Below are 22,589 nucleotides of genomic sequence, written 5' to 3' on the forward strand. Positions count from 1 at the left end.
GAACTCTCCTGTTCAGTTGTTGCCGGCCAGTTCAGGCCACAGCGCACGAAGCGCGATCTTGTTGATTTTCTGCGATTGGTTGCGCGGCAGGGGCTCGGCGGAAAAGGCGACGCGCACCGGCGCCTTGTAGGGCGCAAGCCTGCCCGCCACCCAATCGATGACGCTGCGTTCGTCCAGGCCATCCGCCTGAACCACCGCGACCAGCGCCTCGCCCAATCGCTCATCCGCTATCCCGAATGTCGCGCATTCGGTGATCTGCGGCATTTCGCTGAGGACGCGCTCGACTTCGGCGCAATAGATATTCTCGCCGCCTGAAATGACCATGTCCTTGGCGCGATCGACGATGAAGATATAGCCTTCCTCATCCTGATAGCCGATGTCGCCGGTACGCAGCCAACCGTCAGGCGTGAAGGTCTTCGCCGTATCCTCCGGCCGGTTCCAATATCCGCTCATGATCATGGCGCTGCGCACGATGATCTCGCCGGTTTCGTTGGGACCGCAGACCGTGCCGTCCTCCCGCTCGATCCGCAGGTCGACCAGCGGCAGCACCCGTCCCGCCGAAGCACGGGCTGCCAGGAAGTCCGCTCCCACGGCCTGAGCGATCGCGCCGGATGTCTCGGTCATGCCATAGCCGGTCCCGATCATCGAATGGGGGCACAGCTTCTGCACCTCCTCCAGCAGGTTGAGCGGCAGCGCCTGGCCGCCCGATCCGATGTTCCGCACCGAACTGAGGTCGGCATCCTTGGTGCGCGCCCGATGCACCATGTCCCACAGCATCGTTGGGACGGTCGAAAGCTGCGTCACTCGCTCCCGCTCGATCAGCCGGACAGCCTCTTCCGCATCCCAGCGGCGCATGATGACGATCTTGCCGCCTGACAGGAATGGCGCGAGGAAACCGGAGCCTAACCCGGAAATATGGAAAAGCGGATAGACGAGCAAAATGGCCTGGGGCGGCACCTGCGACGCAATGGCATCGACCGAAACCCCATATTGCTCAGCCATATTATGCAGCACCATCGTTCCGGTCAGCTGCGTGCCCAGCAATCCGGTGATCAGGCTGCGATGGGACAGAACCGCGCCCTTCACCCGTCCTGTCGTGCCTGATGTAAACAGAATGGCGCAGGGATCATTCGGCGCTGCGGTCTTATCGGGTTCTACGGCAGTGGGCGCATCTCCCAAAGGCCGCGTTACATCGATCAACCGGCCCGCATAACCGCCATCGCGCAGAAGCGCGGCTCTGTCGGTATCCGCCAGCACAAGCTCCGGCGTCACCTCTTCGACCATCGCGTTCAGCTCGGCGGGCGATCCCCGGCTATTGAGCAGCGCTGCAACGCCGCCCTGCTTCACAACGGCGAGAAAGGCGACCATCCATTCGGCACGGTTGCGCATGCAAATCGCAACCCTCTGCCCCCGCGTGATGCCGAGCCGAGCCGCCAAATGGTCGCGCCAGGCGAACAACTGGGTGAAACTCACCCGCCGCTCGCCCTCTGCGCCGTCAAAATCGACGATGCATGTCTGGTCGCCGAAGCGCCGCGCCCCTTCGATTAACTGGTTGAGGTCCGAAGGCGCGTTTACGAAGAAGCGGAGGCCATCCTGCTCGCCGATTTCGAAAGGCGTGCCGGGTGCGGTGACGGCCGCGAAAATGGGATCGATCTTGCTCATGCTATCCTTGGGGATCACCTCACCGCCGCAGGGATCGTCCGACGGGGAATTGCGCCGGAGCCTTGGCCCCGGTTCGATTCCGGCATCCTCTATCCTCGACTCATCGCCGTTCTGCTTGAACACGACTCTATTCCGCCGCCCGCGTAATTCAACAACATTTTTTTTCCGCATGATCAGTGCACTTGATTGATGCCAGCATTTTCTAGGCCAACAACGTGATTGCCCCTGTATTTACTAGATTTTCTCTAAGCCGGGAGCTGCCCATATCACGATCTATAAATGGCTCATTTGCCTGCAAGGCCCCTTCCATATCACCTCCAGAACATTCAAGTTCGGAATTTATCGATTTACAAATTCCGTATTTTTGGGAATCTTGAGTCGCATCGCACCCACACTCGGAGCAGAGTGCGATTCTGTTAGGTGAGGTTCTGGACGTCGACATGAGCGAGGATTTTCAAGGCCGCGTCGCCATCATCACGGGCGGCAGCGATGGCATCGGCCTCGCCACTGCCAGCTTGCTGGCGCAGCGCGGCGCGCATGTCGTCATCTGTGGGCGCAGGCAGGCGCTGCTGGACAGCGCGCGCGACAGCATTTCGGCGCAAGGCGGCCTGATCGAGGCGATCCAGTTGGACGTCGCCGACACGGACGCGCTGACGGCGATGATCGAGGGCGTAGCCCAGAAATATGGCCGGCTCGACATGCTGGTGAACAATGCCATGTCGACCCATTATGCGCCGATCAGCAAGTTGACGCTCGAACATTGGCGCAAGGATTTCGCCGTCAACAGCGACGCCGCATTCGTCAGCACCAAGGCCGCGCTGAAAGTGATGGCTGCGGCGGGCAAGGGGTCGATCGTCAATATCGCCTCGACCTGCGGCATCCGCGCGACCGTGAACATGGCCAGCTACTCCGCTTCGAAGGCCGCGCTGGTGCATTTCACGGCCGCCGCCGCGATGGAAGCCGCACCCCTTGGCATCCGGATCAATGCCATCATTCCAGGGCAGGTTCAGACAGCCCCCACGGAACTGTTTTCCGCGCGCGCGTCCGACACCGCCGCTCGCACGACGGCCGCCATACCGATGCAGCGTGGCGGCCAGCCTGAAGAACTGGCGCACGCCATCGTCTTCATGCTTTCCGACGCTGCAAGTTACATCACGGGAACGGCATTGCCTGTAGACGGCGGAAAGGCCGCTCAACTGTATATGCCCGGCTGATACCTTCCAGGATCAGATCAACACTGCCTGATCGGCGCATGCACGAAGATTTCGTGCGCCCACGTTCATCCTCATCACCATCTTCATAATATCCAAGGGAGAGATATTCATGGCCAAGACATATAGATATGCTGCGCTACAACTGATCATGGGGGTCAGCGGCCTCGCACTTGCCAGTCAGTCGATGGCGCAGACCGACGCCGAACCGGCAACGTCCGGTCTCGAGGAAATCGTCGTCACCGCCCAGAAGCGCGCCCAGAATCTTCAGGACGTTCCCATCGCCATCAGCGCGATCAGTTCTGAAAAGGTGGAGCAGCTCGGCATCCGCGACAGCCGCGACTTGAGCGGCCTGGCGCCCAACGTCGTCGTGACCCAGGGGACGACCAGCAACGCCGCCGCCGTCTTCTCCATTCGCGGCATCTCCAACGGTGGCAGCGAAAGCTTCGGCATCGACGCTGCCAACGGCCTGTATGTGGACGGCGTGTATATTGCTCGCGGTGGCGCCCTGGGCCTTGGCGTCACTGACATTGAACGCGTCGAAGTGCTTCGCGGGCCGCAGGGCACCTTGTTCGGCCGCAACACGACTGGCGGCGCGATCCATTTCATCACCCGCGCGCCTTCATCCACCTTCCGGCTGAAGGCCGAGGCTGGCTATGGCAATTTCAACGCCTGGAACGGCAAGCTGTCGATCGATCCGGGTGAGATTGCGGGCATATCAACCAGCTTTTCCTACAGCCACAGCGAACGCGACGGCGTCATCAACAACATCCTCCAACCACGCGACTCTCGCGATCCGGGCGCCCGCACGTCCGACGCGTTCCGCGGCGCTGCCCGCATTGATCTCGGCGGAACCGGCAGCATCCAGTATATTTTCGACTGGAACCGGATCAAGGGCACGCCCCTCCCCTTCATCCTGACCAATGTGTGGGATGGCACGCCCAACGCGCCGATCACGGTCGATGGCCGCCAGGCCTTGGTCACGCAGCAGGCCCCGGTGGCACAGTATCTGGCGGGCGCAACCTTCGCCGATCCGGAATGCGCAGCGCTCGCAACGCCGGAGCGCAGATACCGTCATGAAGTCTGCAACAACATCCTCAGCCGCGCCGTCGACAAGACCTGGGGTCACAATCTTCAGGTTCAGAATGATTTTGGCGGCTTCAAGGTCAAGTCGACCACCGGCTACCGTTTCTGGAACAGTGACAATGTGACCGACCTGGACGGCCTCGGCGCGTTCAGCGGCCCGGCCTTCTCCAACGCGACCCTGTTCAACGGCATGCCCGCATCGCTGTTGCAGTTCATTCCAACCATCCCGGCAGCAGCCATTCCGTTCATCTCCGCTGCACCAGTGCCGACGATCACGCAGGATCTGTTCTCCGTTGAAAATAGCCGGCGGCACAAGCAGTTCAGCCAGGAAGTCGAAATCTCCGGTGACAGCAGTTCACTGGACTGGGTCGTCGGCGGCTTCTATTTCTGGGAAAAGGGCACGGAAAATGGCCGTCAGAATAGCGGCTTCATCCTCGACACCAATTCCGTCTTCCTCGGAAACTTCGGCCCGCTTGGCCCCAGCTTTGTTGCTGCAAATCCGGCGCGCTACCGCCTCGTCCAGACGCTCGCCCGGCTGAGATACACGGCATGGAGCGAAAGCACCGCAGTTTATGGCCAGTTTACCTTCTATCCGGGTGGCCGTGACAGCGGCATCCGCCTGACCGCGGGCGGCCGCTACACCTGGGACGAAAAGAAGATGCTCCGCCTTCAGAACGGCGCAGTCGCACCCGCCGTGCCGGAATATGGCAAAGCCAAGTTCAGCAAGTTCACCTGGAACCTGATGGCAGGCTATGATGTCGCCGACGGCATCAACCTGTATGCCCGCGCGGCCACCGGCTATCGCTCGGGTGGCTTCAATTCCCAGGATCCGGCAATCACTGGCACGAGCCAGCTCGGCAGCTTCGAACCGGAAAAGGTGACCTCCTATGAAGTTGGAGTGAAGACCGAGCTTCTGGATCGCCGCCTGCGCCTGAACCTTGCAGCCTATCACAATATCTACGACAATCTTGCCGTCATCGGCCCCGTCACCAACGCCCCCGTCGGGACGTTCGCCACGCGCATCATCAATGCGGGCAAGGTGGTTTACAACGGCGTTGAAGCAGAGGCGCAGGCTGTCCTTTCGGACAATTTCTCGCTCGACGGCAGCATTGGCTATATCGACATAAAATATAAGGAGTTCCTCGCAGGCCAGTCGCCCGTAGCCGGGGAACCGCCGGTCAACATCGCGTCGATCGCCACGCCCGGCTACACGTCTCCGCTCACCGCCAATGTGGCGCTAAACGCGCAGTTCCCGTTGAACTGGCGCAACGCCACCCTGCGCGCACGGATCGGCTACACGCATGAAGACGGCAAATATAATTTCAGCAGTCCGCTGGGATCGCCGTTCAATGAGCAGATCAAGGGCGACGATATCGACCTGATCGATGCCCAGATCGGCATCGACGGCTTCGCGCTTGGCTCGGGCGAAGGCGAAGTCCGCCTGTGGGTCAAGAACCTCACCAATGCGAAGGATTTCGTCCGCGGCATCGACTATGGTCAGCTCGGCTTTGCAGGCGGCTATTATGCCGAACCGCGCACCTACGGCATGACCGTGGGCGTCAAATTCTAAAGCATCGTGCGCAAAAGTGGGAACCGGTTTTGCGCTTGTAACGATGTGACAACAGACAACTGGAGCGCGCGACCTGCGTCCGATTAAACGCAGCGCGCTCTAACAAGCTTTCGGGGCATTCGTGCCTCCCTCCCCATGCCCCGTCTCCTTTTTGGAGGCGGGGCTTTTTTTGCTGGTTTCGGCTGCCCATTTCACTTCGCATTCAGCCCGGCGGCGCTAAAAACTGCCTGAGGTTAATAGCAAAGTGAGAGGGTAAAGTTGCTGAAATCATTGGGTGCTGCTTCGCTTCTTGCCCTGTCATTGGCGGCTACCGTCGCCCATGCCGAAACCTATTATGTCAGCTCGACAATTGGCGATGACCGATCCACAGGTACGTCCCCCACACAGCCATGGGCGTCGCTCTCCCGCGTAGCCGCCTTCCCTTTGCAGCCCGGTGATGAAGTCAAGCTGATGGCCGGATCGTTGTGGCGCGAACCGCTCACTCTCACCCGATCAGGTAGCGAAAATGCACCCATCCTCGTCACGGCCGAAGGCATAGGATCCCTTCCGCGCATCGACGCGGGCGGCATTTCTCCCTACGGCGTCGCGATCGTGAACGCCGATTATGTGACGGTCAGTGGCCTGGAAGTCACGAACGACAGCATGACGCCCGCCGCCCGCACCGGCGTCCTCATATCGGCCGAAGATCGAGGCATCACGCGCGGCATCCGCATACACGACATGTATATCCATGATGTGCGCGGGACGAACGATCGCAAGGACAATGGCGGCATAGTCTTCCGCGTGGCAGGGCAGAAGACACCGACAAGGTTTGAAGACCTCATCATCGAACGGAACATCGTCTGGAACGTGGACCGTTCGGGCATTGCAGGCATCAGCGACCAGGTAACGTCCGCCAACTGGTTCCCGAGCGAGAAGGTCGTCATCCGCGACAATTATGTGGAGGATGTGGGCGGCGACGGCATCGTGCCGCGCGGAACCAACGGGGCGCTCATCGAACATAATATCGTTCGCCATGCAGGCAGCCGCGCGCCCGGCTATAATGCGGGCATCTGGCAATGGAGCACCGACAACAGCCTCATCCAGCTCAACGAAGCCGCCTATACCCGCACCCGCTATGATGGTCAGGGCTTCGATTCAGACTTCAACTCCCGCCGTACGACATTCCTCTACAATTACAGCCATGACAATGCTGGTGGCTTTCTGCTCATCTGCTCGCCCCGGCATGATGACAGCGGCAATATCGGCAATCATGGAACGGTCGCCCGCTTCAACGTCAGCCGCAATGACGGCACGCGCATCTTCCAGATCGCAGGCAATGTGACAGGAGCATTGGTCGAAAGGAATGTCGTCCATGTCGGCAAGGCGATGGACGTTCAGATGGTCGTCGCGACCCAATGGGACGGATGGGCAAGCGACATCCGATTTCGCGACAATGTCTTCAAGGTCGCGGGCACTGCCCGTTACGGCAGCGAGATCGGACGGAAAGGCCCCGACTATCTGATCAAGGCTGGATTCGACCCTGCGGAGTCTTTCCGGTTCAAGGGCAACAGTTATTTCGGCAGCCATGTCGATGCCCCGGACGACGGATCAGCCCGGATCGAAGCAAATTACGAGGAACAGCCATCGGACTGGCAGGTGCCGGTCTTCGATCCATCCAGAGCAGACGGGTTTCCCGAATTCATCGCAAACCACCGCAGCTGGATGCTGGCCATGCTCCGCCGGGAACTCGGCACCTTCGTCAAACTGAAGCAGCCCCGCCGCCTCCAGGTCTCGGAAGCGCGACGATAGTGCGCCATCCCGAAATCCAGTGCCCACCCCACATCCGTTCAGGCTGAGCCTGTCGAAGCCTTCCTCTTTTAAAAAGAAGGAGAGCCCTTCGACAAGCTCAGGGCGAACGGGGCCAGTGGTGCGGACAAATCCGCCATCCTATTCTTGCCTCACTGCGAGCCAAGCCGCGCAGCATGCCAGCGCAGATGATCCGTCATGAAGCTCGATATGAAATAATAGCTATGGTCATAGCCCTCACGCATGTTGAGCGTCAGCCCGATCCCCGCCGCATCGCAAGCCGCCTGCAACAATTCCGGGCGCAACTGCTGCTCCAGAAACTGGTCGGCCGTCCCCTGATCCACCAATAATTCGGGCACGCGCGCGCCATCCTCGATCAGGGCGACGGCGTCATGCTTGCGCCACGTGGCCCGGTCGTCCCCCAGATAGCCGCCCAACGCCTTCTCGCCCCAGGCCACCTGGCCGGGCGCGACGATCGGCGCGAAAGCCGACACCGCCTTGAACCGGTCCGGATGACGCAAGCCGATGGTCAGCGCGCCATGGCCGCCCATCGAATGTCCCATGATCGACTGGCGGCTCATGTCGGCCGGAAAATGCTCCGCGATCAGGGCAGGCAGTTCCTCCGTCACATAAGACCACATGCGATAATTGCGGTCGAAGGGCGCCTGAGTGGCATCGACATAAAAGCCGGCGCCAAGACCGAAATCATAGGCGCCCGCAGGATCATCGGGCACGCCCTCTCCGCGCGGCGACGTGTCCGGCGCAACGAAGATCAGCCCCAATTCCGCACAGGCTTTCCTGAACTCGCCCTTTTCCGTCACATTCGCATGCGTGCAGGTCAGGCCCGACAGATACCAGACCACGGGCAGCTTCGCGCCCTCTTCATGCGGCGGCACATAGACCGAAAAGCTCATGTCCGTCGCGGTTTCAGCGGAGGCATGACGATAGACGCCCTGCACGCCGCCAAAGGCCTTGTTGGCGCTGACCTGTTCCATGCCGCTGCTCAAAACACGACAACGCTGCGGATGCTCTCGCCCGCATGCATCAGGTCGAAACCCTTGTTGATCTCCTCCAGCGTCAGCACATGGGTGATCATCGGGTCGATCTCGATCTTGCCGTTCATGTACCAGTCGACGATCTTGGGAACGTCCGTGCGGCCCTTCGCGCCGCCGAAAGCGCTCCCCTTCCACACGCGGCCAGTAACCAGCTGGAAAGGCCGGGTGGAGATTTCCTTGCCCGCTTCCGCCACGCCGATCACGGTCGAAACGCCCCAACCGCGATGGCATGCTTCCAGCGCCTGCCGCATCACTTCCGTATTGCCGGTGCAATCGAACGTGTAATCCGCCCCGCCGTCGGTCAATGCGACCAGATCAGCAACCACTTCCGCCGTGCTCTTGCCCCTGGGGTTGTAGAAATGGGTCATGCCGAAGCGCTTGCCCCACTCGGCCTTGCCGTCATTCACATCGACACCGATGATGCGGTCCGCCCCCACCATGCGCGCCGCCTGCAGGACATTGAGGCCGATGCCGCCCAGGCCGAAGACGATGACATTGCTGCCGGGCGTCACCTTCGCCGTATTGATGACCGCGCCCACGCCGGTCGTCACGCCGCAACCGACATAGCAACTCTTGTCGAACGGCGCGTCCTCGCGGATCTTCGCCACGGCGATCTCTGGCAGCACCGTGAAGTTCGAAAAGGTCGAGCAGCCCATATAATGGAAGATCGTCTGCCCCTTGTAGCTGAACCGGCTCGTCCCATCCGGCATCAGCCCCTGACCCTGGGTCGCGCGGATCGCCGTGCACAGGTTGGTCTTGCCCGACAGGCAGCTTTTGCACTGGCGGCATTCGGGCGTGTAGAGCGGGATCACATGATCGCCCGCCCTGACCGAAGTCACGCCCGGCCCGACCTCACGCACTACACCTGCGCCCTCATGGCCAAGGATCGACGGGAATATGCCCTCGCTGTCGAACCCGTCGAGCGTGTAGGCGTCGGTATGGCAGATGCCGGTCGCCATGATCTCGACCAGAACCTCGCCTGCCTTCGGGCCTTCCAGATCGACCTCTACGATCTCCAGGGGCTTCTTCGCTTCAAATGCGACGGCGGCGCGGGTCTTCATGCAGCGTTCCTCATCTCGAATGTGGGGCTGCACCAGCAGTGGTTCAATTTGGCCGCGCGATCAAGCCGCCAGTCTGTTTCATCCGTCAGGATTTGCAGCGATCATGAAGAAGCTCTCATGCCTTCGCCGGTAAAAAATGAAGCACAGCGCCCCGAGTGGGGAGATGGGTCTTTGGGACGCTGTGCTTCTCTCCCATAGTGCGACCCGAGGGAGTTAAAGGAGATGGTGCCGGGCAGGACCGGTCAAGAAATGCTGCAATCTGGCTGGTGGCGAGCTAGCCTGATCAAGGCCCGCGCCATCCAGAGCGAATAGCGAGTTTAAGGCCGACGCCATGTTGCGCGCCCGGCCGGCCCGAAGATCATGAATGAAGAAAAGAGGCTAAGCGACTGCATTGCGTCATGTCCTGCTTCGGTAACCCCGCTGTCTCAATCATGAGACCGGAAGCTTTGCGTCTTGCCGTCACCGGCAGTTTGCCTTTTCGGTCAGATCTCTCGCTATCGCGCGCTTTTCTGCCTTAGCAATTGCTTAACCCAATTATGCCCTCGGGTCAATGATTTGTGGCGGAAAAAAGATGCGTCGTGGAAACTATGCCATCGATCCACCTGTATTTGTTCACCGCTCGTCGGCAGGCCCGATGCGCCGCTCCAATTCTTCAAGCCATAGCGTCGCCGTGCCGTCCGAAGGCGCTCGCCAATCCCCCCGCGGCGACAGCGCGCCTCCTCCCGAAACCTTTGGCCCGTTCGGCAGCGCGGACCGCTTGAACTGGCTGATCGTGAAGAAGCGGTAGAGGAAATTGTCGAGCCAGTGCCGGATCGTGGGCAAGTCATAGGCCTGCTTTGCGCTGTCGGGATATCCCGGCGGCCAGCTGCCCTCCTTCATGTCGCGCCACGCATGCCAGGCGAGGAAGGCCACCTTGGACGGCGGCTGTCCCCAGCGCACGATATGGTGCAGGAAAAAGTCGTTGAGCGCATAAGGCCCGACCCTGCTCTCCGTGCTCTGCATCGCACCCGACGCATCGGCGGGCACCAGTTCGGGCGAGATTTCCTGATCGACGATCGCCTGCAATATCCCGTCCGTCTCCGCATCGAACTGGTTCGTCGCGATGCACCAGCGGATCAGATATTGGATCAGCGTCTTGGGCACGCCGCTGTTGACCGCATAATGGCTCATCTGGTCGCCGACGCCATAGGTGCACCAGCCGAGCGCCAGTTCGGAAAGGTCGCCCGTCCCGACGACGAAACCACCATGCCGGTTGGCCAGGCGGAACAGATAATCGGTCCTTAACCCCGCCTGGACATTCTCGAACGTCACGTCATACACCGCCTCGCCTCGCGCAAAGGGATGGTTCATGTCGGCCAGCATCTGCCGCGCCGCCGGACGGATATCGATCTCTTCGCCGGTCACGCCCAGCGCTTTCATCAGCGCCCAGGCATTGGCCTTGGTCGTCTCACCCGTGGCAAAGCCGGGCATCGTGTAGCCAAGGATCGCCGATCGCGGCAGCCCCAGCCGGTCGCACGCCTTGGCCGCGACGATCAGCGCATGGGTAGAATCCAGACCGCCCGAAACGCCGATCACCAGATGCTTGCCGGACGTCGCGCGGAAACGGGTGACCAGCCCCTCCACCTGAATGTTGAACGCCTCATAACAGTCCGCATCCAGCCGCGCCGGATCAGCCGGGACGAAGGGGAAGCGGCGCACGGGCCGGTAAAGCCCTTCCCGCTTCCCAGCGGCCACAGCCTCGAACGCCACTTTCCGGAACCGCTGCTCGGGATGCCCCATCGCCTCGGCCGTATCGTTGAACGTGCCGTTGCGCATCCGCTCCAGCCGCAGCCTTTGCGCATCGATATCGGCATAGATGATCTCCGGCGCATCGCCGAAGCGTGCCGATTCCGCCAGCAGGTCGCCCATCTCATGCACCATAGCCTGCCCGTCCCAGGCCATGTCCGTCGTGCTCTCGCCATAGCCCGCCGCCGAATAGGCGTAGGCAGCGATGCACCGCATGGATTGCGCTGCGGACAAAAGGTCGCGGTCCCGCGCCTTGCCCACGATGATGTTGGACGCCGACAGGTTGCACAGGATCAGCGCGCCCGCCAGGGCGCCAAAGGTGGACGGCGGCAGCGGCGCCCAATAATCCTCGCAAATCTCGACATGGAATATGAAGTCGCCGCGTCCCTCGGCCTCGAAGATCAGGTCCGGCCCGAACGGCGCCCGATGCCCTGCGAGGTCGATGTCCAGCCCGGCCAGCCCAGCTCCCGACGCAAACCAGCGCTTTTCATAATATTCCCGGTAATTGGGCAGGTAGCTTTTGGGGACGATGCCCAGCAGCTTCCCCCCCGCAATCACCAATGCGGCATTGTAAAGCCGCCCCGCCCGTCGAACCGGCGCGCCCACCAGCAGCACCGGCAGATCAGCGCTCTCCTCAACCAGCCGCCCGATCTCCGCCTCCACCCTATCGAGCAGCGCGTCCTGCAGATGCAGGTCATCGATGGCGTAGGAGGACAGGGACAGTTCCGGAAACAGGATGATGTCCGCCCCATTGCCAGCCGCCTCACGCGCCAAACGCAGGATCGCCGCTGCATTGGCGCCGACATCGGCAACGCTCGCTTCGGGTGTCGCGGCAGCCAGCCGCACCAGCCCATGGGTTTCAATCGCCTCAAACCGTTCAGCCCCCATGCACCGCCTCCCTCATCATGTCCAAGGCGACCGCGATCGTTTTCAACCGGATCGGGCCGCGTCCCACGTCACCGAAATGCTCCTCTCGATGCCGTGTTTCCCCGCCGCGACGGGCGCACCCGAAGTGCACCAAGCCCGGCTCATCTCCCGGCGGCGCAGAGCCCGCATAGCCCGTCACCGCCAAGGCGATGTCGGCACTCGACTTGGCTATAGCACCCTCTGCCATCGCGATCGCGACATCGCGGCTCACCGCGCCGCACGAATCGATCTTCTCCCGCGCTATGCCCAGCAGTTCGCATTTGGCATCCTCGCTATACACGACGAACCCGCGCTCGAACGCATGGCTCGCGCCTTCCACATCGGTCAACAGCGACGCCAGCAGTCCGCCCGTGCAACTCTCCGCCGTTGCGATTTTCAGGTCGGCGTCGCAACAGAGTTTCAGCAAGGCTTCGGCGGCCTCTTCCGTCGCGTTCGGCAGAGCAGGGGACAGGGTTTCAGCAGGCCCGCCGCCATTCGGATCGCCGTTCATCCTTTCCTCCCTCTAATGGACATTCGCTTTTTCAACGACACGGGCGGCGCCGCCGTTCCCTGCCGGGCCCCTTCCCCGGAACGATCTGAACCGATAACAGCTGTTCGGATAATCTAGATAAGAAGCTCGGACGGCAGGCAGGATGAGAAATGACTGATCAATTGATCATCTTCGTGCAAAATGGCGTCGGCCGCATCCGCCTTAACCGCCCCAGGGCTCTCCATGCGCTGACGACCGAAATGTGCGCTGCCATGATCGATGCGCTGCTCGCCTGGCGTCACGATGAAAACGTGTCCGCTGTCATGCTCGACCATGCCGCTTCCCCCGATGGCGATCCCAAATTATCGCGGGGCTTCTGCGCGGGCGGTGATATCGCCATGATAGCCAACAGCGCGAAGGGTGACTGTTCGGAAGCGGAGCGCTTCTTCCACACCGAATATCGGCTGAACCATCTGCTCTTCATATATGAAAAGCCCGTCATAGCGTTCATCGACGGCATAGTGATGGGCGGCGGCGTCGGCATATCGGATCCCGCGCGTTTCCGCGTCGCCACGGAACGCACCATCTATGCCATGCCGGAAACGGGCATCGGCCTTTTCCCCGATGTAGGCGGCGGCTGGTTCCTGCCGCGCATGCCGGGCCGAACCGGCACCTGGCTTGCCACCACCGGAGCGCGGATCAATGGAGCCGATTGCGCGGCGATCGGCATCGCCACCCATTATATGGCCTCCGAAAAGCTCGACGCCGTCAAGGCACGGATCATCGCCGACCCGGATGGCATCGGCGAGATTCTGGATGAAATGAGCGACCCGCCGCCTCCCTCCCCTTGGGAAGCACAGCGCGCCGACATAGACCGGCTTTTTGCCGCCCGCCGCTATGAAGATATCCTCGCCGCCTTGCGTGCAGACGGCTCACAATGGGGCGCCGATCAACTGGCGGTGCTCGCGACCAAATCGCCGCAGACGATCAAGGTCGCCTTGCGGCAAATGGCCGAGGGCGCTGGCTTCACGGACTTTGCGGCGAACATGCGCAATGAATATCGCATCGCCTGCCATGTCATCCGCCGCCCCGATTTCATCGAAGGTGTCCGCGCCGTCATATTCGACAAGGATAATGCGCCGCGATGGAACCCCGCGACTCCCGAAGAGGTCACGGACACACTCCTCGACAGCCTCTTTGCCCCCCTGCCAGCGGACAGGGAGTGGACGCCGCTTCCCGAACTGAATACGGGCGTCTAAGGTGCAATCGCACGCGTCCATGCGATTGATACAAAATAGATGGAGAGGAGACCCATTCGATGAAGCGTCTTGCCCTGATCACCCTGGCCCTGGCGATTGCCGCCCCCGCCGCCGCCCAGATGCAGATCACGCCGATCGCCAAGCCCAAGCTCGCCGAAATCCCGCTCTATCCAGCCTCGAAGGATGCGGACAACGAACAATGGGAGCATTACAGCATCCATTATGGTCAGCTGAACATGGAAAATGACATTGTCCGCAATGTCACGCGGCCGACGGTCACGCCCTATCTCCCCGACCCGGCAAAGGCGACAGGCGCGGGCGTTGTGGTGGCGCCCGGCGGCGCCTTCCTTCAGCTTTCCATGGTCAGCGAAGGCGAAGAGATCGCTCGCTGGCTCGCCAGCCAGGGCATCGCCGCCTTCGTCCTCAAATATCGCCTGAATGAATCGCCGCGCGATGCGAAGGCGTACAGCAAATTCATGGGCCAGCGCATGGCCCAGGCGACCCAGCCGGGCGCCGTCGACAAGATCAAGGAACCCCGCGCGACGCAGGACGCATTGACGGCACTCGCAATGATCCGCAACCGCGCCAAGGAATTTCGCGTCGATCCCGCCCGCCTCGGAATGATCGGATTTTCCGCCGGTGCCATGACGGCGCTCAGTGCCGCGCTGGAGGGACAGGGCGACGCGCGCCCCGCCTTCATCGGCTATATCTACGGCCCCATGACCGCCGTCACGGTTCCCGCCGACGCCCCGCCGATGTTCGCCGCCATCGCCATGGACGACAGCCTTTTCAAGAAGCAGGGCTTCGCCATTGCCGACGCATGGCGCAACGCCCGCCGCCCTGTCGAACTGCACGCTTATGAACGTGGCGAGCACGGCTTCGGCGCGGGACGCCCCGGCACCACCACAACCGGGCTGCTGCCCCAGTTCGCCGACTGGATGCGCATGCATGGCTGGCTGAAATCCTCCGCGACGCCAACGCATTGATCCAAACCGATGAAGGTAGGCGCCTCGGCTTCGCACCACTTTCCCTCTCCCCTTCAGGGATCGGCCAGAGGCACGTAACTCTGGCCAAGGTGCGGAGCGCGGAGAAGGCGGGAGAGGGGACCACCTTCATCTCCCTCGCAAACGTTCAAACAAGGCACGTAACTCGTCTGAAGGATCAGAGCCGCGAGCTTGATCAAACCGCCCAAACCCCACTCGCCGCTGCATCCCGCGCATAATCTACAAACCGCCGCGGCTTCCGTCCCAGCACCCGCTCGACGTCATCGGTCAAATAAGCAAGCTTGCCATTCGCGATACCGGAATAGGTATAGGCATATTCCTCGGGCAACCCGCTCGCCACTATGCCCTCGCGATAGGCATCCAGGCTGATCGGGACAAAGCTGATCTTCCGCCCCGTTGCTTCTGAAAGCGCCCTCGCAGCCTCCTCAAAGCCCAACAGCTCAGGGCCGGTCAGCTCATAAATCTGCCCGGCATGCCGCCCGTCCAACAAAGCCGCCACCGCTACGGCGGCGACATCTTCGACATCGATGAACGGCTCCGTCGCGTCCCCCACGGGCAAAACCAGTTCGCCCGCCAACACGCCGTCGACAAAGAACATCTCGGAAAAATTCTGCATGAACCAGGCCGGGCGCAGGATGGTCCAGTCAGCCCCGCTGGCCCTGAACCCAGCCTCGACCGCATCCATGAAGCCTTCATCGGCGCGCCCGGACAGCAGCACCTGCCGCCTCGCGCCGCCATCCCGCGCCACCTTCGCCAACCGGCCGATCTGCGTACCCGCGTCAGGATGCGTGTTGTCGGGATGAGCGATGTAGACGCCGTCCACACCCTCCAACAGGGGTTGCCAGCTGGCCTCTTCCTCCCAGACGAAAGGCGGCTCCGCCTGCCGCGACCCGATGCGGACCTCATGACCCAGGCCCGTCAGCCGATCCGCCACGCGGCGGCCCGTCTTACCGGTCGCGCCGATGACGGCAATGGTCGATTTCTGGCTCATTCCTGTCCCCTTGTCCAACATCAGCGCTCAGCAGAGCCGCTGGTCTTTTAGATGGGGATACTCTGTCCAAGCCAACCCCGCGTCACAAGGGCAGTCCCACATAATTCTCCGCGATCGCCGACTGCGCCGCTTCCGACGATGCGATATAATCCAGCTCGGCAATCTGCATCCGCCGGTCGAACGCATCATTTTCCGGAAAGCGGTGCATCAGCCGCGTCAGCTGCCAGGAAAAGCGCTCCGCTTTCCAGATGCGCGCCAACGCTCGCCGCGAATAGCCCGCCACCGCGTCGCCATCGCGCCGCCGGAACCATCCGGTCAGCGCTTCCGACAGGTAGAACACATCGGACGCCGCCAGGTTGAGGCCCTTCGCCCCGGTCGGCGGCACGATATGGGCGCTGTCCCCTGCCAGCATCAACCGTCCATGCCGCATCGGTTCGAAAACGAACGACCGCAGCGGGGCAATCGATTTTTCCAGCGCCGGGCCGCGCACGATCTGCGCCGCTGCTTGCGGGCCAAGCCTTGTCGCCAGCTCATCCCACAACCGATTGTCCGGCCAATCCTCGATCCGCTCGTCCAGCGGCACCTGGATATAATAGCGGCTGCGCTGCTCCGACCGCATCGACGCCAGCGCAAAGCCGCGTTCATGATTGGCGTAGATCAGCTCATGCTCGCATGGCGGCACATCGGCCAATATGCCGAGCCATCCGAAGGGATAGATTTTCTCGTAAGCCGTAGCGACGCCCGCCGGGATCGCCCGCCGCGAGGGTCCATGAAATCCATCGCAGCCGCAGATGAACTCCGCGTCGATCCGCTCCAGTCGCCCGTCCTTCCTGTAGGTGAGATAAGGCGTATCGCCTTCCACCTCGTGCAATGCGACGTCCCCAGCCTCATAGACGATCTCCAGCCCACGACCCGCCGCCGCCTCCATCAGGTCGCGGGTCAGTTCGGTCTGGCCATAGACCATGACCTGCCGCCCGGTCAGCGCTGCGATGTCGATGCGGATCAGCCGCTCGCCATCGGCCAGATGAAATCCGTCATGCGGTAATCCCTCGCGATGCATCCGCTCGCCCAGGCCCAGCCGGTCCATCAAATCCGTCGTGGTCCGTTCAAGCACCCCAGCGCGGATGCGCCCCAGCACATAGTCCGGGGATGCCCGCTCCACCACGGCCACGTCCAGCCCCTCTGCCCGCAGCAGATGGCCCAGCAACAGCCCGGCAGGCCCCGCGCCGATAATGGCGACTTGCGTCTTCATGGCATCCTCTTCGCAGCTTTTCTATGCCGCGCATGATGCCCGCGACGGCGCTTGCGGGACATGGGTGAACTGGCTTATGACTTGGACGATCCAGCAGCTAATTGCGCCCACCCATGACCGCTCCCGTTCCCAGCTTCTACCTTTATGGTGAGCCGCAGCGCAGCGTTGCGGAGGGCTTCGTCCATGTCGAGAGCCTGGACGACCGATCCCGCCCCAGCGAATGGACGATCCAGCCGCATCTTCACCGCGATCTCAACCATATCATCCTGATCGCCGAAGGCGGCGGATCGATGCGTGCCGATGGCGACAGTGTCGGCTTCGACGCCCCTTGCCTGCTGCTGGTGCCCGCCGGGATCATCCACGGCTTTTCCTGGCATCGCGACTCCCGGGGCTGGGTCATCACTGTCGCGGACAGCTATCTCCACCATCTTCTTGAGCGCGACGCCGATCTCCAGCCGCTCTTCCGCGCGCCCCGCGCAGTGGCCTTGCCGGGCGCGGCCGAAGTGGAAACCCGCATAGGCGCGCTCGCGCGGGAACTGGCCTGGGCCGGCCCCGGCCAGCGCGCCGCCGTCGACGCGCTTCTCCTCTGGCTGATGGTCCAGGCGCTGCGACATGCCACCCTCTCCGGTGCCAGCGCCAGCAGCAGCGACCGCCAGGCCCGCCTCGTCGCTCGCTTGCGTGAGCGGATCGAGCAACGCTTCCGGCATCGCGAGCCTGTCGCCGATCATGCCCGCGCGCTCGGCGTCAGCGAAACCGCGCTCCGCCACGCCTGCGCCCGTGCCGCAGGCCTCTCCCCCGCCGCCATGCTGGACGAACGCGCCGTGCTCGAAGCCCGCCGCCTGCTCCTCTATTCCAACCTTTCCGTTGCGGAAGTCGGCTATGCGGTGGGGTTCGACGATCCCGCCTATTTCTCCCGCTTCTTCGCCCGCCACACCGGCCGCTCGCCGCGCGACTGGCGCGCCGCCAGGGGACAGGCTATCAGCCCGTCATGAGCGAGGATATCCGCCACATTCTCGATCGCCTGCGCACGCCGCCCGGCAACCCCGTCGCCCGCGCCCGCCGCATGGTCGAGGCTTATGTGCCGGAAGATCGCCGAGGCCCCGGCTGGGACCGGCACTGGCGCGAGCTGGAAGCCTATATCGAACTGCCCGGCCGCTGGATCGGCGGAGAGAAAGCCGAAGATGACGTCTGACAAGATCATCGACCTGCTGGTCGCCCGCCTCGTCCGCGACCATGGCCGCAGCAAGCATCACTGGCGCAAGGTGCTGGGCGCCGTCCGCCTCTACAGCCGCGACACCCATCCTCATTGCAACTGGACGATCACGCCCACCGGCACCAATCAGGAGATCTCGGTGATCGAGAGCCTGATGGACGACCTGCGCATGCGGCATCCACTGCTAACCGCCTGATCCGCCCCGTCCGCCCTCAGCCTGTCGAGGGGGCGCGCGCAGGCTGGCCCGAACAAACCAGCGTCAATTCACCCCAGCTGTTTCTCCAGCTCCCCCAGCACCCGATAGCAGTCGAACACCTTCGCCACGCTGGAGTTCGGCTCCCGCCCCGCGCGAATGGCGCTCACAAATTCCCGGTCCTGCAACTCGATCCCGTTCATCGACACGTCCACCTTCGACACATCGATCGGCTCTTCCTTGCCGTTCACCAGGTCGTCATAGCGCGCGATATAGGTGCCCGTGTCGCCGATATAGCGGAAGAAGGTGCCCAGCGGCCCGTCATTGTTGAAGCTCAGCGACAGAGTACAGATCGCGCCGCTCTCGCTCTTCAGCTGGATCGACATGTCCATCGCGATTCCCAATTCGGGATGGATCGGCCCCTGCATCGCATGTGCGTCCACGATCCGCCCCGCCTGATAGGCGAACAGGTCCACCGTATGCGCCGCATGGTGCCACAGCAGATGGTCCGTCCACGACCGCGGCTCGCCTTTGGCATTGATGTTCTTGCGGCGGAAAAAATAGGTCTGGACGTCCATCTGCTGGACGTTGAACGCGCCAGCCTTCACCTGTTGATGCACCCATTGGTGGCTCGGGTTGAACCGCCGCGTATGCCCGACCATGCAGGTCAGCCCCGTCTGCTGGCTCTTGGCCAGCACCGCCTGCGCATCGGCCCAGCTGTCGGCAAGCGGTATCTCGACCTGCACGTGCTTGCCCGCATCCATGCAGGCGATCGCCTGTTCCGCATGCATCTGCGTCGGCGTGCACAGGATCACCGCGTCCACATCATCGCGCGCCAGCGTGTCGGCCAGCTCGGTCGTCGCATGACCGATGCCATATTTCGCGGCAACCGCCTGCGTCGGCGCCAATTCACGCCCCACCAGCGACGTGACGGTCACGCCGTCGATATTCTTCAGGCCATCCAGATGCTTTTCACCAAAAGCTCCCGCACCAGCCAGCGCGATCCTCATAACTCACTCCTCATCGTCCTGGCTGCGCGAGCTGGCGCCCTGCTATCGCTGCATCAGCGTGCGCATCACCGTCATGAAATTCTGATATGTCTGTCCGACGTTGGCGGCGGACTGACCATATGCCGGGTCTTGCCGGTTGATATCGACCACTGGCCAATCCGCCTGGTGCAGCGCTGTCGCCGTCCGGAACTTGCTGAAAGCATCCCTGAACCGGCGGCTGTCCTCATCGCCCAGGTTCAATTGAGCATCCGCCTGGCACAATCGGTTGATCTGCTCCTGCAACATTCGCCGCCTCTGCAGATATTCCTTTTCCCAACCGGCCTCCGCACCAGTCGACAAGACCGCCAGTTGCTTATGCACCTGTTCCAGCTTGGCCAGTGCATCCTCGATATCAGCGCGACCCATGACCCATCCCCTCGATCCTCGTTATGAATCGTCGGGCCTCAACACCAGATGCCCGACGGCCGTATTGGATGCGGGAACATGGTAATGACGATGGAGCGGCGTGACCTTCCTGCCCAGCGCGCCGCGCATGATCAGCCACATCACCATCTCGATCCCCTCCGATCCGGTTTCCCGTAGATATTCGATATGGGGGATCGCGCGCAACTTTCCGTCATCTTCGGCACTCAACAGGTCCAGGAAGTGATTGTCCCACTCCGCATTGATCAGCCCGGCGCGCGGCCCCTGCAACTGGTGGCTCATGCCGCCCGTGCCCCAGATCTGCACGTTCAGGTCCTCGCCATAGCTTTCCACCGCCCGCGCAATCGCCTCGCCCAGCATCCAGCAACGATTGCCGGAAGGCGGCGGGTAAGTGACGACATTGACCGCCAGCGGAATGACCTTCACCGGCCATCTGTCAGGCTGATTGAACAGCAGGCTCATCGGCACCGTCAGCCCATGGTCGACATCCATCTCGTTGATGATGGTCATGTCGAACTCGTCCAGGATCAGGCTCTGCGCGATATGCCAGGCCAGGTCGGCATGCCCTTCCACATCGGGCACCGGACGCGGTCCCCAACCTTCATCGCAAATGCCGTAGCGGTCTGCACAACCGATCGCGAAGGTCGGGATGATCTTCATGTCGAAAGCGGACGCATGATCGTTATAGACCAATATCACGACGTCCGGCTTTTCCTGGGCGATCCATTGGCGCGACCAGTCATATCCGGCGAACAGAGGCGCCCAATAGGGCTCGCCCACTTTCCCATTGTCCATCGCCGCGCCGATCGCGGGCACGTGGCTGGTCCCCACACCAGCGGTAATGCGGGCCATCAACGTTTCTCCCTGATCGAACGCTGGCCTTCGGGTGATCGCCCCCCGGCGATCATCATGGCCTGATAGTCTTCGGTGCTCATGCCCGTCATCGTGCCGACCGCCTGCAAGAATGACATGCCGTCGGTCGAAAATACCTTGGCCAGGAAATAGATGTTCCCGCCCAGGTCCAGGCAGCGATTATAGTCGCGGTCAAGGATCGCCTGCCGCTGCTCCTCCGTCATCGGCCATTCGTTCAGATAGGCACGCTCGTCCGCCTTCCACCTTTCGCGATTGTCCGCCTTCATCAGGCTCATCGCGAACTGGTTCATCCAATATCCCTGCCGCGCGCGACTGCCGGTATAGACGCGCGTGCCGGGGATATCGTCGAATTCAGCCAGATATTCATGAATATCAACGCTCATCGGCGGTTCTCCAGACAAATGGAAAATCCATCTCCCGCCCCGTCCTTCCACAGCAAGGACGGGAGATGGAACCACCCCCCACAGGGATAAATGGGGGGTGCAGAAACTCACAGCCCGCGCGCCTTCAACTGCGCGTCCAGACGGGGGAAGACATAGCGGGCATTGCCCTCGAATATCGCGTGCCTTTCCGCATCGCTGATATCCAGCGCGTCGACATAGCGCTTGGTATCATCGAAATAATGGCCGGTCGTCGGATCGATCCCGCGCACCGCGCCGACCATTTCCGATCCGAACAGGATATTCTTGTTGTCGATCACATCGGCCAGCAGATCGATGCCCGGCTGATGGTAGACGCAGGTATCGAAAAAGATGTTGTTCATCAGATGCGTGTCGAGGCTCGGCTTCTTCAGCATGTCGGCCAGCCCGCGATACCGCCCCCAATGATAGGGCACCGCACCGCCGCCATGCGGAATGATGAAGCGCAATGTCGGAAAATCGGCGAACAGGTCGCCTTCCAGCAACTGCATGAAGGCGATCGTGTCCGCCGCGATATAATAGCCCCCCGTCGCATGCATCGCCGGGTTGCAACTGCCCGACACATGGATCATCGCCGGAACGTCCAGCTCGACCATCTTCTCGTAAAAGGGATACCAGTAACGATCGGTCAGCGGCGGATGCTGGAAATGCCCGCCGCCGGGATCAGGATTAAGGTTGCACCCGATAAAGCCCAGCTGCGTAACGCAGCGTTCCAGTTCGGCGATGCTGTTGCTCATGTCGGCCTTGGGCGACTGCGGCAACATGCACACACCGGCGAACGTCTCAGGATACAGGCCCACCACCCGCGCGATCAGGTCATTGCAACGCATCGCCCATTCCCTGGCGACCTCGGCATCCCCGACATGCGGCGCCATCGCCGAAGCGCGCGGTGAAAAGATCGTCAGGTCCGCGCCCCGCTCCTTGATGAGCCGCAACTGGTTGGACTCGATCGTGTCGCGAATTTCATCATCACTGATGTCCGGATAAGGCGGCGCAACGACGCCCGCCTTGAACGCCGCCTTCTGCTCCTCCCGCCAGGCATCATGCCCCTTGGGGAGCACGGTATAATGACCATGGCAGTCGATAATCAGGCTCATTGCGTTCCTACCCTCATCCTTCTCACACCACCCATCCTTACCGTCATCCCAGCGAACGCTGGGATCTCAGGCGGCACGGCGCACCGCCAGCCCAACCCTCAACCCGCCCCTGCGAACCCATTCGAACGAAACGAGTGGCTCGTGAGAGCCCAGCTCAAACGGCAGGCCTAGGCTCCTGCCTTCGCAGGAGCACATCACTCAAAACGGCTCACTCTCTCCCCCGTTCGGGCTGAGCTTGTCG

Annotated in this window: 20 protein-coding genes and 1 riboswitch; of the genes, 8 read left to right on the forward strand and 12 right to left on the reverse strand. The window is 62.0% G+C overall.

The annotated features are described in order from the left end of the window. Window positions 1-12 precede the first annotated feature (12 nt). On the reverse strand, window positions 13-1,662 hold the full coding sequence (locus SPHS8_RS13690; protein WP_201515993.1) for a class I adenylate-forming enzyme family protein: 1,650 nt from the start codon (window positions 1,660-1,662) through the stop codon (window positions 13-15). A gap of 440 nt (window positions 1,663-2,102) precedes the next feature. Between SPHS8_RS13690 and SPHS8_RS13695 the strand changes: the two genes are divergently transcribed. The 3 genes from SPHS8_RS13695 to SPHS8_RS13705 all read left to right on the forward strand — a co-directional run bounded on the left by SPHS8_RS13695 (window position 2,103) and on the right by SPHS8_RS13705 (window position 7,320). Next, window positions 2,103-2,876, forward strand: a complete 774-nt coding sequence (locus tag SPHS8_RS13695) for an SDR family NAD(P)-dependent oxidoreductase (RefSeq protein ID WP_201515994.1) — start codon at window positions 2,103-2,105, stop codon at window positions 2,874-2,876. Between the two features lie 109 nt (window positions 2,877-2,985). After that, window positions 2,986-5,529 (forward strand): TonB-dependent receptor, encoded by a 2,544-nt coding sequence (locus SPHS8_RS13700; RefSeq protein WP_201515995.1) that lies wholly within the window; start codon window positions 2,986-2,988, stop codon window positions 5,527-5,529. Between the two features lie 258 nt (window positions 5,530-5,787). Continuing rightward, complete coding sequence (locus tag SPHS8_RS13705; protein ID WP_201515996.1) at window positions 5,788-7,320, forward strand: right-handed parallel beta-helix repeat-containing protein; 1,533 nt, start codon at window positions 5,788-5,790, stop codon at window positions 7,318-7,320. A 149-nt stretch (window positions 7,321-7,469) separates the two neighbouring features. Here SPHS8_RS13705 and fghA read toward each other — a convergent pair whose 3' ends face one another. From fghA to SPHS8_RS13725, 4 genes are all read right to left on the reverse strand, one after another. Continuing rightward, window positions 7,470-8,312: an S-formylglutathione hydrolase gene (gene fghA / locus SPHS8_RS13710; protein ID WP_201515997.1), complete on the reverse strand. Its 843-nt coding sequence runs from the start codon at window positions 8,310-8,312 to the stop codon at window positions 7,470-7,472. A gap of 8 nt (window positions 8,313-8,320) precedes the next feature. Beyond that, window positions 8,321-9,433, reverse strand: a complete 1,113-nt coding sequence (locus SPHS8_RS13715) for an S-(hydroxymethyl)glutathione dehydrogenase/class III alcohol dehydrogenase (RefSeq protein WP_201515998.1) — start codon at window positions 9,431-9,433, stop codon at window positions 8,321-8,323. Window positions 9,434-9,840: 407 nt separating this feature from the next. Beyond that, a riboswitch (cyclic di-GMP riboswitch) is annotated at window positions 9,841-9,918 on the reverse strand. 127 nt (window positions 9,919-10,045) lie between these two features. After that, on the reverse strand, window positions 10,046-12,106 hold the full coding sequence (locus SPHS8_RS13720; RefSeq protein ID WP_201515999.1) for an NAD(+) synthase: 2,061 nt from the start codon (window positions 12,104-12,106) through the stop codon (window positions 10,046-10,048). Continuing rightward, the gene (locus SPHS8_RS13725; RefSeq protein WP_201516000.1) at window positions 12,096-12,635 is read right to left on the reverse strand and encodes a CinA family protein; all 540 of its coding nucleotides are present in this window, start codon (window positions 12,633-12,635) and stop codon (window positions 12,096-12,098) included. Before SPHS8_RS13725 ends, SPHS8_RS13720 begins: the two co-directional genes overlap by 11 nt. Before the next feature lie 149 nt (window positions 12,636-12,784). Between SPHS8_RS13725 and SPHS8_RS13730 the strand changes: the two genes are divergently transcribed. Both SPHS8_RS13730 and SPHS8_RS13735 read left to right on the forward strand, forming a co-directional pair. Continuing rightward, window positions 12,785-13,873 carry an enoyl-CoA hydratase/isomerase family protein gene (locus SPHS8_RS13730; protein ID WP_201516001.1) on the forward strand — a complete coding sequence of 363 codons (1,089 nt, stop codon included), beginning with the start codon at window positions 12,785-12,787 and terminating at the stop codon, window positions 13,871-13,873. 59 nt (window positions 13,874-13,932) lie between these two features. Beyond that, a complete protein-coding gene (locus SPHS8_RS13735; RefSeq protein ID WP_201516002.1) occupies window positions 13,933-14,859 on the forward strand; it encodes an alpha/beta hydrolase in 927 nt (308 codons plus the stop codon). Between the two features lie 193 nt (window positions 14,860-15,052). Here the strand turns inward: SPHS8_RS13735 and SPHS8_RS13740 are convergent, their stop codons facing one another. Together SPHS8_RS13740 and pobA are read right to left on the reverse strand one after the other, a co-directional pair. Next, window positions 15,053-15,868, reverse strand: a complete 816-nt coding sequence (locus tag SPHS8_RS13740; protein ID WP_201516003.1) for an NmrA family NAD(P)-binding protein — start codon at window positions 15,866-15,868, stop codon at window positions 15,053-15,055. 82 nt (window positions 15,869-15,950) lie between these two features. Further along, on the reverse strand, window positions 15,951-17,120 hold the full coding sequence (gene pobA, locus SPHS8_RS13745) for a 4-hydroxybenzoate 3-monooxygenase (protein ID WP_201516004.1): 1,170 nt from the start codon (window positions 17,118-17,120) through the stop codon (window positions 15,951-15,953). A 113-nt stretch (window positions 17,121-17,233) separates the two neighbouring features. Here pobA and SPHS8_RS13750 point away from each other — a divergent pair, with 113 nt between their 5' ends. Genes SPHS8_RS13750 through SPHS8_RS13760 form a run of 3 tightly spaced genes read left to right on the forward strand, consistent with a single transcriptional unit; the run spans window position 17,234 to window position 18,529 of the window. After that, window positions 17,234-18,112: a helix-turn-helix domain-containing protein gene (locus tag SPHS8_RS13750; RefSeq protein ID WP_201516005.1), complete on the forward strand. Its 879-nt coding sequence runs from the start codon at window positions 17,234-17,236 to the stop codon at window positions 18,110-18,112. Further along, a complete protein-coding gene (locus SPHS8_RS13755) occupies window positions 18,109-18,312 on the forward strand; it encodes a hypothetical protein (RefSeq protein ID WP_201516006.1) in 204 nt (67 codons plus the stop codon). The genes SPHS8_RS13750 and SPHS8_RS13755 overlap by 4 nt, the downstream gene beginning before the upstream one ends. After that, on the forward strand, window positions 18,302-18,529 hold the full coding sequence (locus SPHS8_RS13760) for a hypothetical protein (protein ID WP_201516007.1): 228 nt from the start codon (window positions 18,302-18,304) through the stop codon (window positions 18,527-18,529). Before SPHS8_RS13755 ends, SPHS8_RS13760 begins: the two co-directional genes overlap by 11 nt. Before the next feature lie 68 nt (window positions 18,530-18,597). Here the strand turns inward: SPHS8_RS13760 and SPHS8_RS13765 are convergent, their stop codons facing one another. The 5 genes from SPHS8_RS13765 to SPHS8_RS13785 all read right to left on the reverse strand — a co-directional run bounded on the left by SPHS8_RS13765 (window position 18,598) and on the right by SPHS8_RS13785 (window position 22,348). Next, entirely contained in the window at window positions 18,598-19,536 is a 939-nt protein-coding gene (locus SPHS8_RS13765; RefSeq protein ID WP_201516008.1) for a Gfo/Idh/MocA family oxidoreductase, read from the reverse strand. A 42-nt stretch (window positions 19,537-19,578) separates the two neighbouring features. Further along, entirely contained in the window at window positions 19,579-19,941 is a 363-nt protein-coding gene (locus SPHS8_RS13770) for a hypothetical protein (RefSeq protein WP_201516009.1), read from the reverse strand. 21 nt (window positions 19,942-19,962) lie between these two features. Further along, window positions 19,963-20,811: a class III extradiol dioxygenase subunit beta gene (locus SPHS8_RS13775; RefSeq protein ID WP_201516010.1), complete on the reverse strand. Its 849-nt coding sequence runs from the start codon at window positions 20,809-20,811 to the stop codon at window positions 19,963-19,965. Beyond that, the gene (ligA, locus tag SPHS8_RS13780) at window positions 20,811-21,215 is read right to left on the reverse strand and encodes a protocatechuate 4,5-dioxygenase subunit alpha (protein WP_201516011.1); all 405 of its coding nucleotides are present in this window, start codon (window positions 21,213-21,215) and stop codon (window positions 20,811-20,813) included. Before ligA ends, SPHS8_RS13775 begins: the two co-directional genes overlap by 1 nt. Window positions 21,216-21,322: 107 nt before the next feature. Further along, a complete protein-coding gene (locus SPHS8_RS13785) occupies window positions 21,323-22,348 on the reverse strand; it encodes an amidohydrolase family protein (RefSeq protein ID WP_201516012.1) in 1,026 nt (341 codons plus the stop codon). Window positions 22,349-22,589 lie beyond the last annotated feature (241 nt).

This window comes from Sphingobium sp. S6 (genome assembly GCF_905120495.1).
Classification (GTDB): domain Bacteria; phylum Pseudomonadota; class Alphaproteobacteria; order Sphingomonadales; family Sphingomonadaceae; genus Sphingobium; species Sphingobium agri.

What these genes read in the sequence shown, in the direction of transcription:
- SPHS8_RS13690 (WP_201515993.1), bottom strand. Translation starts at nt 1,662, where the DNA reads ATGAGCAAGATCGATCCCATTTTCGCGGCCGTCACCGCACCCGGCACG.
- SPHS8_RS13695 (WP_201515994.1), top strand. Translation starts at nt 2,103, where the DNA reads ATGAGCGAGGATTTTCAAGGCCGCGTCGCCATCATCACGGGCGGCAGC.
- SPHS8_RS13700 (WP_201515995.1), top strand. Translation starts at nt 2,986, where the DNA reads ATGGCCAAGACATATAGATATGCTGCGCTACAACTGATCATGGGGGTC.
- fghA (WP_201515997.1), bottom strand. Translation starts at nt 8,312, where the DNA reads ATGGAACAGGTCAGCGCCAACAAGGCCTTTGGCGGCGTGCAGGGCGTC.
- SPHS8_RS13715 (WP_201515998.1), bottom strand. Translation starts at nt 9,433, where the DNA reads ATGAAGACCCGCGCCGCCGTCGCATTTGAAGCGAAGAAGCCCCTGGAG.
- SPHS8_RS13720 (WP_201515999.1), bottom strand. Translation starts at nt 12,106, where the DNA reads ATGGGGGCTGAACGGTTTGAGGCGATTGAAACCCATGGGCTGGTGCGG.
- SPHS8_RS13725 (WP_201516000.1), bottom strand. Translation starts at nt 12,635, where the DNA reads ATGAACGGCGATCCGAATGGCGGCGGGCCTGCTGAAACCCTGTCCCCT.
- SPHS8_RS13730 (WP_201516001.1), top strand. Translation starts at nt 12,785, where the DNA reads ATGACTGATCAATTGATCATCTTCGTGCAAAATGGCGTCGGCCGCATC.
- SPHS8_RS13735 (WP_201516002.1), top strand. Translation starts at nt 13,933, where the DNA reads ATGAAGCGTCTTGCCCTGATCACCCTGGCCCTGGCGATTGCCGCCCCC.
- SPHS8_RS13740 (WP_201516003.1), bottom strand. Translation starts at nt 15,868, where the DNA reads ATGAGCCAGAAATCGACCATTGCCGTCATCGGCGCGACCGGTAAGACG.
- pobA (WP_201516004.1), bottom strand. Translation starts at nt 17,120, where the DNA reads ATGAAGACGCAAGTCGCCATTATCGGCGCGGGGCCTGCCGGGCTGTTG.
- SPHS8_RS13750 (WP_201516005.1), top strand. Translation starts at nt 17,234, where the DNA reads ATGACCGCTCCCGTTCCCAGCTTCTACCTTTATGGTGAGCCGCAGCGC.
- SPHS8_RS13755 (WP_201516006.1), top strand. Translation starts at nt 18,109, where the DNA reads ATGAGCGAGGATATCCGCCACATTCTCGATCGCCTGCGCACGCCGCCC.
- SPHS8_RS13760 (WP_201516007.1), top strand. Translation starts at nt 18,302, where the DNA reads ATGACGTCTGACAAGATCATCGACCTGCTGGTCGCCCGCCTCGTCCGC.
- SPHS8_RS13765 (WP_201516008.1), bottom strand. Translation starts at nt 19,536, where the DNA reads ATGAGGATCGCGCTGGCTGGTGCGGGAGCTTTTGGTGAAAAGCATCTG.
- SPHS8_RS13770 (WP_201516009.1), bottom strand. Translation starts at nt 19,941, where the DNA reads ATGGGTCGCGCTGATATCGAGGATGCACTGGCCAAGCTGGAACAGGTG.
- SPHS8_RS13775 (WP_201516010.1), bottom strand. Translation starts at nt 20,811, where the DNA reads ATGGCCCGCATTACCGCTGGTGTGGGGACCAGCCACGTGCCCGCGATC.
- ligA (WP_201516011.1), bottom strand. Translation starts at nt 21,215, where the DNA reads ATGAGCGTTGATATTCATGAATATCTGGCTGAATTCGACGATATCCCC.
- SPHS8_RS13785 (WP_201516012.1), bottom strand. Translation starts at nt 22,348, where the DNA reads ATGAGCCTGATTATCGACTGCCATGGTCATTATACCGTGCTCCCCAAG.